The following is an 11,346-nucleotide window of genomic DNA, read 5'->3' on the forward strand; positions in this document are numbered from 1 at the left end:
AATGTGGATGAGGTTCGATTGCGTGTGTCTTGCGAAGCAAGGCGATTTCCCTGACCTTAGGCAAATCGCGGTGGATCGAATGGCATGATCGACAAGCTGGAATTCTTCATCGCTTTAGCCAAGGAGGAGCATTTTGGCCGCGCGGCCGAGGTGTGCGGCGTCACCCAGCCGACGCTGTCGGCCGGCATCAAGCAGCTCGAGGAGCAGCTCGGCGTGATGCTGGTGCTGCGCGGCTCGCGCTTCCAGGGCCTGACGCCGGAAGGCAGGCAGGTGCTGACGTGGGCGCGCCGCATCGTCGGCGACTCACGGACCATGCGCGAGGAAATGCGGGCGGCGCGTCACGGTCTGTCCGGCCGCATCCGCATCGCGGCCGTGCCGACAGCGCTCGCCATGGTGGCGCGGCTGACGACGCCGTTCCGCGAAAAGCATCCGGGAGTCACCTTTTCGGTGCTGTCGCGGACCTCGATCGAAGTGCTGTCGCTGCTCGGCAATCTCGATATCGATGCCGGCATCACCTATCTCGACAACGAGCCGCTGGGGCGGGTGACCAGCGTGCCGCTCTATGACGAGCGCTACCAACTGATCACGGCGGTGGGGAATCCCTATTCGGACCGCGACAAAGTGACGTGGGCCGAGATAAGCCAGCTGCCGCTCTGCCTTCTGACGCCGGACATGCAGAACCGGCGCATCATCGACCAGCATCTGGCGGAAGCCGGCGTGGAAGTGCGTCCGACGCTGGAATCCAACTCGATGATCGTTCTGTTCTCGCATATCCGGACCGGCAAATGGTCATCGATCATGCCGCTCAACCTTGCGGAAACGTTCGGTTTTTCCGAGCCAATCCGGGCCATTCCGATCGTCGAGCCGGATGCCAGCCACACGGTCGGGCTGGTGGCGGCGCCGCGCGAGCCGCACACGCCGCTGGTGCAGGCGCTGCTGGACGAGGCGATGGCGCTGGCAGACGATTTCCGCGCCCACCGCTAGGCTAGAGAATGCAGGCTGAGCGTTGTCGATAGAAAATTTCTATCAAGCAACGGATCGGCTTTATTGATCTCGGGGGTTTCCTCTGATTTCGTAAGGACTTAGCGATAATGCGCCCTGTGCATGTCGTTGCCTCAAAACCGCTCTATATCTTGGGGTGACATACATTGGGTCGCCATGATGACCAGGGAGGGCGCTGCATGACGGTGCAGCCTGCAAGTACCGAGATCGCGTCACGCATTGCGGCGATCATCGAGGAGTTGAAGGACCTCGAAGGTCCGCTGCTGCCGATCCTGCACGGCATCCGGGAAGAGTTCGGACACGTGCCGCAGGCCGCACTGCCGGTCATCGCCGACGGGCTGAACCTTTCCAGGGCCGAAGTTCACGGCGTCGTCACCTTCTATCACGATTTCCGCGCGCAACCCGCCGGCCGGCACGTGCTGAAGCTCTGCCAGGCGGAAGCCTGCCAGTCGATGGGCTCGGATGCTGTCGCCGCCAAGGTCAAGCAATTGCTCGGCATCGATTTTCACGAGACCGCCCGTGACGGATCGGTTACACTGGAGCCGGTCTACTGCCTCGGGCTTTGCGCCTGCTCGCCGTCGGCGATGCTCGACGGCGAAGTGATCGGCCGGCTCGACGACGAGAAGATCGAAGAGATCGTCGCGGAGGTGCGTTCATGATCCCGCGCATCTATATCCCCGCGGATTCCGGCGCGCTGGCGCTCGGCGCCGAAAAGGTCGCCAGGGCGATCGAGAAGGAGCTCAAGGAGCGCGGCGTCGAGGCCAAGATCGTGCGCAACGGCTCGCGGGGCGCCTATTTCCTCGAGCCGATGGTCGAGGTGGCGACCGCCGAGGGCCGCGTCGCCTATGGGCCGGTGAAGCCGTCGGACGTCAAAAGCCTGTTCGACAGCGGCTTCCTCAAGGGCGGCCATCACAAGCGCTGGCTCGGCGCGCCCGACAAGATCCCCTTCCTCGCCAAGCAGACGCGGCTGACCTTCGCCCGCTGTGGCGTCACCGATCCGCTGTCGCTCGACAGCTACAAATCGCATGGCGGCCTGAAGGGCCTTGAGAACGCGGTCGCCATGGCGCCCGCCGACATCGTCAGCCAAGTTACCGAATCCGGCCTGCGCGGCCGCGGCGGCGCCGGCTTCCCGACTGGCATCAAGTGGAAGACGGTGCTGGATACCAGTTCCGAGCGCAAATACATCGTCTGCAATGCCGACGAGGGCGACAGTGCCACCTTCGCCGACCGCATGATCATGGAAGGCGATCCCTTCGTGCTGATCGAGGGCATGGCGATCGCCGGCATCGCCACCGGTGCGACCAAGGGTTTTGTCTATATCCGTTCGGAATATCCACACGCCGTCGCGACGATGAACAAGGCCGTCGCGATCGCCCGCAAGGCGGGCGTGCTCGGCGTCAACGTGCTGGGTTCTCCCAACGCTTTCGACATGGAAATCCGCGTCGGCGCCGGCGCCTATGTCTGCGGCGAGGAAACCTCGCTCTTGAACAGCCTCGAAGGCAAGCGCGGCGTGGTGCGCGCCAAGCCGCCGCTGCCGGCCATCCAGGGCTTGTTCGGCAAGCCGACGGTGATCAACAACGTGATCAGCCTAGCCTCCGTGCCGATCATCATGGACAAGGGCGCCGCCTACTACAAGGATTTCGGCATGGGCCGCTCGCGCGGCACGATCCCGATCCAGATCGCCGGCAACGTCAAGCATGGCGGCCTGTTCGAGACGGCTTTCGGCCTGACGCTCGGCGAGATCGTCGACGAGATCGGCGGCGGCACGGCTTCGGGCCGTCCGGTGAAGGCGGTGCAGGTCGGCGGCCCGCTCGGCGCCTACTTCCCGCGCGCGCTTTTCGACACGCCGTTCGACTACGAAGAATTCGCCAAGCGCGACGGGCTGATCGGCCATGCCGGCATCACCGTCTTCGACGACACCGCCGACATGCTGAAGCAGGCACGCTTCGCCATGGAATTCTGCGCCATCGAAAGTTGCGGCAAGTGCACGCCCTGCCGCATCGGCTCGACGCGCGGCGTGGAGGTTCTCGACAAGGTCGCCGCCGGCATCGAGGCGGAGAAGAACCTCGCCTTGGTCACCGATCTCTGCAACACGATGAAGTTCGGATCGCTCTGCGCGCTGGGCGGCTTCACGCCCTACCCGGTGATGAGCTCGATCACGCATTTCCCCGAGGATTTCAAGCCTGCGCCGGCGCGCGTGGCTGCTGAATAGGAGCTGGCCGATGAACATCAAAGCCGACTTCCCGACACTTATCGAAGAAATCGACTACGGCACGCCCGAGTCGAAAGCGACGAAGCAGGTCACGCTGACGGTCGACGGCCAAAGCATCACCGTGCCGGAAGGCACCTCGATCATGCGCGCGGCGATGGAAGGCGGGGTCGAGATCCCGAAGCTCTGCGCCACCGACATGCTGGACTCCTTCGGCTCCTGCCGCGTCTGCCTGGTCGAGATCGAGGGCCGCGGCGGCACGCCGGCCTCCTGCACGACGCCGGTCGGCGAAGGCATGGTGGTGCGCACGCAATCGGACCGGCTCGACGCAATCCGCCGCGGCGTCATGGAGCTCTATGTCTCCGACCATCCGAGCGGCTGGAACGAGAAGGCCGGCACCGGCGCCAGCGAGTTCGACGCGGTGGCGAAGTCGGTCGGCCTCGCCGAAAACCGCTACGGCGTCGAGGGCCGCAACCACGTCAAGGAAGAGAACGGCGTCGCGCCCGGCCATGGCTCGCTGGCGGTCGACTATATCGCCCGCGACGAATCCAACCCCTATTTCACCTACGATCCGGCCCAGTGCATCGTCTGCTCGCGCTGCGTGCGCGCCTGCGAAGAGGTGCAGGGCACCTTCGCGCTGACCATCGAGGGCCGCGGCTTCGAATCGCGCATGGTCGCCGGCATGCACGAGGACTTCATCGCTTCCGAGTGCGTCTCCTGCGGCGCCTGCGTCCAGGCCTGCCCGACCGACGCGCTGCGCGAGAAGACAGTGCTCGAGAAGGGCATGCCGGAGCGCTCGGCCGTCACCACCTGCGCCTATTGCGGCGTCGGCTGCTCGTTCAAGGCCGAAGTGAAGGGTGACGAGGTCATCCGCATGATGCCCTACAAGGACGGCAAGGCCAACCACGGCCATTCCTGCGTCAAGGGCCGCTTCGCCTATGGCTATGCCACGCACAAGGACCGCATCCTGTCGCCGATGGTCCGCGACAAGATCACCGACCCGTGGCGCGAAGTGAGCTGGGAAGAGGCGATCGCCCATACGGCGAAGGAATTCCGCCGCATCCAGTATCAGTACGGACGCGGCTCCATCGGCGGCATCACCTCCTCGCGCTGCACGAACGAGGAGACCTATCTCGTCCAGAAGCTGGTGCGGCAGGGCTTCCGCAATAACAATGTCGATACCTGCGCGCGCGTCTGCCATTCGCCGACCGGCTACGGCCTCGGCCAGACCTACGGCACCTCGGCCGGCACGCAGGATTTCGACTCGGTCGAGTTCACCGACGTCGCCATCATCATCGGCGCCAATCCGGCTTCCGCGCATCCGGTGTTCGCCTCGCGGCTGAAGAAGCGGCTGCGCCAGGGCGCCAAGCTGATCGTGATCGATCCGCGCCGCACCGAGATGGTCAAGTCTGCGCATGTCGAAGCGGACTATCACCTGCCGCTGAAGCCCGGCACCAACGTGGCGGTGCTGACGGCGCTGGCGCATGTCATCGTCACCGAGGGCCTCTACAACGAAGCCTTCATCCGCGAGCGCTGCGACTGGGCCGAGTTCCAGGACTGGGCGTCCTTCGTCGCCCTGCCGGAAAACAGCCCTGAAGTTGTCGGCAAGCTCTCCGGCGTCGATCCGGAGGCTATCCGCGGCGCCGCGCGGCTCTACGCCAAGGGCGGCAATGGCGCGATCTATTACGGCCTCGGCGTGACGGAACACAGCCAGGGCTCGACCACGGTGATCGCGATCGCCAACCTGGCCATGGCCACCGGCAATATCGGCCGGCAAGGCGTCGGTGTGAATCCGCTGCGCGGCCAGAACAACGTGCAGGGCTCCTGCGACATGGGCTCCTTCCCGCACGAGCTGCCGGGATACCGCCATATCTCCGGCGAAGCAGTGCGCGACATCTATGAAAGCCTGTGGGGCGTGAAGCTGGACGACGAACCGGGCCTGCGCATCCCCAATATGCTGGACGCCGCCGTCGACGGTTCTTTCAAGGGCATCTACATCCAGGGCGAGGACATCCTGCAGTCCGACCCGGACACCAAGCATGTCGCCGCAGGGCTGGCCGCGATGGAATGCGTCGTCGTGCACGACCTCTTCCTCAACGAGACGGCCAACTACGCGCATGTCTTCCTGCCGGGCTCCACCTTCCTCGAGAAGGACGGCACCTTCACCAATGCCGAGCGCCGCATCAACATGGTGCGCAAGGTGCTGGAGCCGAAGGCGCGTTACGCCGACTGGGAGGCGACGCAGGTTCTTGCCCGTGCCATCGGGCTCGACTGGAACTACACGCATCCTTCCGAGATCATGGACGAGATTGCCAAGACGACGCCGAGCTTCGCCGGCGTTTCCTTCGAGCTGCTCGACCGCGTCGGATCGGTGCAGTGGCCCTGCAACGAGAAGGCGCCGCTCGGCACCCCGATCATGCATGTCGACGGCTTCGTGCGCGGCAAGGGCAAGTTCATCCGCACCGAATATGTCGCTACGGACGAGCGGACGGGCCCGCGCTATCCGCTGCTGCTCACCACCGGGCGGATCCTGTCGCAATACAATGTCGGCGCGCAGACCAGGCGCACCGAAAACGTCGCGTGGCATGCCGAGGACCGGCTGGAGATCCATCCGCACGATGCCGAGAACCGCGGCGTCCGCGACGGCGACTGGGTGCGGTTGGCAAGCCGTTCCGGCGAAACCACGCTGCGCGCGCTGATCACCGACCGCGTCTCGCCGGGCGTCGTCTACACGACCTTCCACCACCCGGACACCCAGGCCAACGTGATCACGACCGACTTCTCGGACTGGGCGACCAACTGTCCGGAATACAAGGTCACCGCCGTGCAGGTGGCGCCGTCCAACGGCCCGACCGACTGGCAGAAGGACTATAACGAGCAGGCCAAGCAGAGCAGGCGGATCGCCCCGCTGCAAGCGGCGGAGTAGTTGTGTCGAGGCATTCGACAACAAGAGCTTCAATCTTGACGGTTGGTCGACTCCCACTCCGTCGAGCTTCGCTCGACACCTCTCCCCCGGTCGACGGGGTAAAGGAAAGCGCGCGAACTCTCGGCTCCTTTCCTCTCCCTCCGGAAGGGGGAGAGGTGGCGCTGCGCAGCAGCGACGGAGTGGGGGAAGCCGGTCCCGCAACACGCAGCCGCCGAAATCCGGGCATAAGCCAAAGAGCAGGCAATCCGGCGTATCTGGCGAGCAGTCGATCCCCACTCCGTCAAGCTTCGCTTGACACCTCTCCCCCGATCGACGGGGGAGAGGAAAGGCGCGTGCGTCCACAGCTGTTGCGGAGGACGGGCTGTACAGAGGGGCACGCCTCGTGACGAACCAACGCCGCCCCCTCGCCCAAATCTCTCGTCTCGCGCGTCGCGCCGGCGGCACCACGGCCGCGAACCGCATGGTGCCGGAGGAGACGCCGGTGGCGTTCTCCTATGCCGGCACCACCCATGCGGTGATGATGGCGAGCCCAGCCGATTTCGAGGATTTCGCGCTCGGCTTCTCGCTGACCGAGGGCATCATTGCCGACCCGGCAGAGATCGAGGCGATCGAGGTCGAGGATCTCGGCGCCGGCATCGACATCCAGATCAAGCTGAAGGACAAGGCCAACACCCGCTTTGAGGCGCGGCGGCGCCGGCTTGCCGGCCCGGTCGGCTGCGGCTTGTGCGGCATCGAATCCATCGAGGAAGCGATGCGGACGGTCGACGCTGTCGGTTCGTCGAAGCTTACGCTTGGCGCCGAGGACGTCACCCGTTCGGTCAGGCTGCTGTCGAAGCAGCAGCCGCTGCACATCGAGACCGGCGCGGTGCATGCCGCGGGCTTCTATGTTCCCGGCAAGGGTATCGTCATGGCGCGCGAGGATGTCGGCCGCCACAACGCGTTGGACAAGCTGGCCGGCGCGCTGGCGAAAGCCAGCATCGGCGGCGCGACCGGCGCCGTCGTGGTGACCTCGCGCGTGTCGGTGGAGATGGTGCAGAAGACGGCCGCCATCGGCGCCCCGATCATCATGGCCGTTTCGGCGCCGACCGCACTTGCCATCCGCACGGCCGAGGCCGCCGGCATGACGCTGGTGGCGTTGGTGCGCGGCGACGATTTCGATATTTTCACCCACCCGGAACGGGTGGCTTGCGGAGTTGCCAAGCATGTCGCATGACGAAGACCACATCGCCAGCACCAGGGAAAAGCTGGTGCGCATGGCCAACCAGATCGCCACCTTCTTCCATTCAAAGCCGCGCGAGGAAGGCATTACCGGTGTTGCCGAGCATATCAACAAGTTTTGGGAGCCGCGGATGCGGCGGCAGTTCTTCGAGCTGCTCGACGGCGACCCGGAGGATTTTGACGAGCTGGTGATCGCCGCCTCGGCCAGGATCAAGCGGCCGCTGACACCGGAACAGGCCGACAAGAGCCTCGGTTACGCCAAACCCGCGGCGGCCGGGGGCACCGTTCCGCACGAATAGGAGCGGGGGCCGCGGGTTCCAAAGCTCCTTACATTTTCAATCTCTAAAGTTTGTCTGCCGCGCGCGGCGGCGTTCTGCTATGGTCGGCGACAGGAAATCGTCTGGCCGGCGGGGCAGTTGCGTGAGGCCGATCGAGACCAGATACGCCCGTAGCGGGGATGTGCGGATCGCCTATCAGGTGGTCGGCCAGGGCTCGTTCGATCTCGTCTTCGTTCCCGGCTTCATCTCCAATCTCGACCTGCAATGGGAGGACGAAGGCTACAGCCGCCTCTTGAAACGGTTCTCCGCCTTCTCGCGGCTGATCCTGTTCGACAAGCGCGGCACCGGGCTTTCCGACCGCGTCGATACCCGTCATCTGCCCAGCCTGGAGGCCCGCATGGACGACGTGCGCGCGGTGATGGATGCCGCCGGCAGCGGCCGCGCGGCGATCCTCGGCGCCTCGGAAGGCGCGCCGATGGCAATGCTGTTCGCCGCCACCTACCCTGAGCGGACGCGGGCCCTGGCGCTCTATGGCGGCTATGCGCATTTCCACAAATGGGTGATGGCGCCGGAGCGGCTGGAAGCCTTCATCGAGACGGTGGAGACGTCCTGGGGCACCGGCGCGACCTTGCCGAACTTCGCGCCGGGCCGAGTGGACGACACGCACTTCGCCCAGTGGTGGGGACGGTTCGAGCGGTTGTCGGCCAGCCCGACCGCCGCGGCCGCGCTTGCCCGCATGAATGCCGGGATCGACGTGCGCGGCATTCTCTCCACAATCAGCGCGCCGACGCTGCTCATTCATCGCCGCAACGACGCGCGCGTCGACCCGGAGGCCAGCCGCTTCCTCGCCAGGAAGATCCATGGCGCCCGGCTGGTCGAGTTACCCGGGCGCGACCACCCGATCTGGACCGGGGACGTCGACCGGGTGGCCGACCTGATCGAGGAGTTCCTGACCGGCCAGCCGGCGGTCGCCGACACCGAGCGCGTGCTGGCAGCACTTCTGGTGACGCGCATCTACGACACGGCCAAGCTCGGCGACCGGATGTGGAGCGAACGCAGCCAGCGCTTCCAGGAGACGTGGCGGCTGCTGGTCGGCCGCCATGGCGGGCGCGTCGCCGGCACGCATGGCGAGCTGATGATCTCGCGCTTCGATGGGCCGGCGCGCGCCATACGCTGCGCGGCGGCGCTGCGCGACGCCGCGCAGCAGATCGGCGTGGCTGGCGCTCAAGGGGTGCATGTCGGCGAGATCGAGATGCGCGGCGCGCCGGTCGGCCTGACGGCGCGGGTGACGATGCAACTCGCCGTCCGTGCCGGGCGCGGCGATATCCTTGCCTCGCGGCTGGTCGCCGAACTTGCGATAGGCTCCGGCCTGCATTTCGTCGATGCCGGTCGCATCAGCCTGGACGAATTGGGCGAGCCGCTGCCGGTGGTGCAGGCCACGTCCGAACAGCATCTGGAACCGGCCTGCCGCCCCAAATCCAAACCGATGGAGCCGGCGGCCTTGACGGCGCGGGAAAGCGAGGTGGTGAGCCTGATTGCGGACGGCAAGAGCAATGCGGCGATCGCAGCTGAGCTGAAGCTCAGCGAGCATACAGTCAAGCGGCACGTCGCCAACATATTGCTCAAGCTCGACCTGCCGTCGCGGGCGGCGGCGGCGGCTTTCTCGGCCAGGCACACTGGCCCGGACGGGCCATGAGAGCCATGGCGCTTTCGAGCGAAGCGGCGAAGGCACCTCGAGGGTTACGAATTCTTCCTATGCAGGCCGGGCGATGTCGCCGAGACGGCACTGCAAATGGAGGATGAAATGCTGACACTGAAAGGCAAGATCGGACTGGTCGCATTGGCTGCGGGCGCGCTGCTGGCCATCACCCCGGCGCAGGCCGAAGACGCTTCGGCAACCGCCACCTACAAGGACATCCAGGCCACGCTCGGCTCGGTGCCCGACATGTTCAAGACGCTGCCGGACGTGGCCGTTGCCGGCGCCTGGGCCGAGATCAAGGGCGTGCAGCTCAATCCCAACACCGCGCTCGACGGCAAAACCAAGGAACTGCTGGGCCTTGCGGTCGCCGCGCAAATCCCCTGCCAGTACTGCATCTATTTCCACACCGAGGCCGCCAAGCTCAACGGCGCGAGCGACGAGGAGATCAAGGAGGCGGTGGCGATGGCGGCGATCGTGCGTCACTGGTCGACCATGCTCAACGGCAGCCAGGTCGACCTCGCCACCTTCAAGAAGCAGACCGATGACGTGTTCGCCGCCGTCAAGGCGAAGTCGCAGTGACGACCCGCTGCCCGGCGCCACTGCTGGGCAGCCTTCAAATCGAACGTCCGATCAGCCGGGCATATGGAGGATGAAATGCTGACCAAGACACAAACAGTGGACGGCGCGGCGATCAAGAAGGCGATCGAAGGCCGTGACGGCAAGATGCTGTCGAGCTTCTACAACGACGATGCGGTCGTGCGGGTGATCGACCGCAACAATCCGCCGAGCAAACCGCGCGAGATCCGCGGCCGCGCGGCAATCAGCATCTTCTGGGACGACATCTGCAGCCGGGCGATGATCCACAAGGTCGATACCACCATCGCCGAGGGTGACAGCCTCGCCTTCACGCAAGCCTGCGCCTATCCGGACGGCACAAGAGTGTTCTGCGCGGCGATGCTGGAGCTGAAGAACGGCCGCATCGCACGGCAGACGGTCGTGCAGGCCTGGGACGAATAGAGCTCAACCGCGGTCTCAACCGCAAATCAGGGAGGAGAACGAAATGTTCAGCGCCAGATGGCAGATCGACGCCAAGTTCGGTCACAAGCAGAGGGTGCTCGAGATGATGCGTCAATGGGAACGCGATATCGGCTCGCAGGCCGGCATCGCCGATCTCGGGTTCCAGATCATGACCGGCTCGATCGGCGCGCGCGAAGCCACCGTCGAGACGCATCACCAGGTCCAGAGCCTGGCCCAGTTGGAGGAATTCTTCGCCAAGATCGCCAAGATCGACGCGCACGCCAAATGGGGCAAGGAGCTGGAGCCGTATGTCGTGTCCGGCACCAGCCTTTGGCAGATCTTGAGGGTGGTGGAGTAGTGGTCTGCTTTCTTCGCCCCGTTCACGGGGAGAAGATGCCGGCAGGCAGATGAGGGTCGGCGCCAGTTTCTCAGAACTTGGCGCTGCCCCTCATCCGGCCCTTCGGGCCACCTTCTCCCCGTGGAACGGGGAGAAGGAAAGATCGCCGCGCCCTACATCAGGCCAAGCTGCTTGTAGAAGCCGAGCGCGTCGTAATAGTCGCTCTGGGTGGCGATCTTGCCGCCCTTGACGGAAAACATCGAAGCGCCGGTGATGGAGAACTTCTTGCCGGTCGCCGCCGTGCCGTCGCCCCAGGCGCCGGTGTTGGTGCCGGAGAACTCCCATTCGAACGAGACGCGGTCGCCGTCGACCAACGGCTTGCCCTTCATCGTCCAGACCGCATCGGGAACGGCCTTCAGAAAGTTGTCGATGACGCCGGTCTTGGCGGCTTCCCTGCCCGCCACCGGCTTGCCGACCGAAGCGTCGTAGTAGCTGACGTCGTCGGCGAAGTACCCGGCGGCCTTGGCCGAGTCATGCGCATTCCAGGCCGCGACATAGGCCTCGACCACCGACTGCGCGGTGTCGGCGGCAAACGATGGCGCCACGGTGAAAAGCGTGGCGGCGATCGCTGCGGATGTCAGAAACTGGCGGCGTTGCATT

At 65.3% G+C, this 11,346-nt stretch carries 11 protein-coding genes; 10 read left to right on the forward strand and 1 reads right to left on the reverse strand.

What is annotated here, in order from left to right; genetic code table 11:
* The first annotated feature begins 84 nt into the window (after positions 1-84).
* The 10 genes from ABID26_RS14240 to ABID26_RS14285 all read left to right on the forward strand — a co-directional run bounded on the left by ABID26_RS14240 (position 85) and on the right by ABID26_RS14285 (position 10,707).
* Complete coding sequence (locus ABID26_RS14240) at positions 85-984, forward strand: LysR family transcriptional regulator (protein WP_292301583.1); 900 nt, start codon at positions 85-87, stop codon at positions 982-984.
* A gap of 197 nt (positions 985-1,181) precedes the next feature.
* Entirely contained in the window at positions 1,182-1,661 is a 480-nt protein-coding gene (locus ABID26_RS14245; RefSeq protein ID WP_354415886.1) for a formate dehydrogenase subunit gamma, read from the forward strand.
* A complete protein-coding gene (locus tag ABID26_RS14250) occupies positions 1,658-3,214 on the forward strand; it encodes a formate dehydrogenase beta subunit (protein WP_354415887.1) in 1,557 nt (518 codons plus the stop codon). The genes ABID26_RS14245 and ABID26_RS14250 overlap by 4 nt, the downstream gene beginning before the upstream one ends.
* A 10-nt stretch (positions 3,215-3,224) precedes the next feature.
* Positions 3,225-6,137 (forward strand): formate dehydrogenase subunit alpha, encoded by a 2,913-nt coding sequence (gene fdhF / locus ABID26_RS14255; protein ID WP_354415888.1) that lies wholly within the window; start codon positions 3,225-3,227, stop codon positions 6,135-6,137.
* Positions 6,138-6,519: 382 nt separating this feature from the next.
* On the forward strand, positions 6,520-7,350 hold the full coding sequence (gene fdhD, locus ABID26_RS14260) for a formate dehydrogenase accessory sulfurtransferase FdhD (RefSeq protein WP_354415889.1): 831 nt from the start codon (positions 6,520-6,522) through the stop codon (positions 7,348-7,350).
* A complete protein-coding gene (locus tag ABID26_RS14265; protein WP_126096433.1) occupies positions 7,340-7,654 on the forward strand; it encodes a formate dehydrogenase subunit delta in 315 nt (104 codons plus the stop codon). The genes fdhD and ABID26_RS14265 overlap by 11 nt, the downstream gene beginning before the upstream one ends.
* 121 nt (positions 7,655-7,775) lie before the next feature.
* On the forward strand, positions 7,776-9,329 hold the full coding sequence (locus tag ABID26_RS14270; RefSeq protein ID WP_354415890.1) for an alpha/beta fold hydrolase: 1,554 nt from the start codon (positions 7,776-7,778) through the stop codon (positions 9,327-9,329).
* A 108-nt stretch (positions 9,330-9,437) separates the two neighbouring features.
* Positions 9,438-9,911 carry a carboxymuconolactone decarboxylase family protein gene (locus ABID26_RS14275; RefSeq protein ID WP_126096435.1) on the forward strand — a complete coding sequence of 158 codons (474 nt, stop codon included), beginning with the start codon at positions 9,438-9,440 and terminating at the stop codon, positions 9,909-9,911.
* Positions 9,912-9,986: 75 nt separating this feature from the next.
* The gene (locus ABID26_RS14280; RefSeq protein ID WP_292301572.1) at positions 9,987-10,349 is read left to right on the forward strand and encodes a nuclear transport factor 2 family protein; all 363 of its coding nucleotides are present in this window, start codon (positions 9,987-9,989) and stop codon (positions 10,347-10,349) included.
* 43 nt (positions 10,350-10,392) lie between these two features.
* Positions 10,393-10,707, forward strand: a complete 315-nt coding sequence (locus ABID26_RS14285; RefSeq protein WP_126096437.1) for a hypothetical protein — start codon at positions 10,393-10,395, stop codon at positions 10,705-10,707.
* Between the two features lie 152 nt (positions 10,708-10,859).
* Here the strand turns inward: ABID26_RS14285 and ABID26_RS14290 are convergent, their stop codons facing one another.
* A complete protein-coding gene (locus ABID26_RS14290; RefSeq protein ID WP_292301568.1) occupies positions 10,860-11,345 on the reverse strand; it encodes an ester cyclase in 486 nt (161 codons plus the stop codon).
* Position 11,346: the final 1 nt, after the last annotated feature.

The sequence above is a fragment of the Mesorhizobium shonense genome, from assembly GCF_040545255.1.
In the GTDB taxonomy this organism is placed as follows: Bacteria; Pseudomonadota; Alphaproteobacteria; order Rhizobiales; family Rhizobiaceae; genus Mesorhizobium; species Mesorhizobium shonense.

What these genes read in the sequence shown, in the direction of transcription:
- ABID26_RS14240 (WP_292301583.1), top strand. Translation starts at nt 85, where the DNA reads ATGATCGACAAGCTGGAATTCTTCATCGCTTTAGCCAAGGAGGAGCAT.
- ABID26_RS14245 (WP_354415886.1), top strand. Translation starts at nt 1,182, where the DNA reads ATGACGGTGCAGCCTGCAAGTACCGAGATCGCGTCACGCATTGCGGCG.
- ABID26_RS14250 (WP_354415887.1), top strand. Translation starts at nt 1,658, where the DNA reads ATGATCCCGCGCATCTATATCCCCGCGGATTCCGGCGCGCTGGCGCTC.
- fdhF (WP_354415888.1), top strand. Translation starts at nt 3,225, where the DNA reads ATGAACATCAAAGCCGACTTCCCGACACTTATCGAAGAAATCGACTAC.
- ABID26_RS14265 (WP_126096433.1), top strand. Translation starts at nt 7,340, where the DNA reads ATGTCGCATGACGAAGACCACATCGCCAGCACCAGGGAAAAGCTGGTG.
- ABID26_RS14275 (WP_126096435.1), top strand. Translation starts at nt 9,438, where the DNA reads ATGCTGACACTGAAAGGCAAGATCGGACTGGTCGCATTGGCTGCGGGC.
- ABID26_RS14280 (WP_292301572.1), top strand. Translation starts at nt 9,987, where the DNA reads ATGCTGACCAAGACACAAACAGTGGACGGCGCGGCGATCAAGAAGGCG.
- ABID26_RS14285 (WP_126096437.1), top strand. Translation starts at nt 10,393, where the DNA reads ATGTTCAGCGCCAGATGGCAGATCGACGCCAAGTTCGGTCACAAGCAG.
- ABID26_RS14290 (WP_292301568.1), bottom strand. Translation starts at nt 11,345, where the DNA reads ATGCAACGCCGCCAGTTTCTGACATCCGCAGCGATCGCCGCCACGCTT.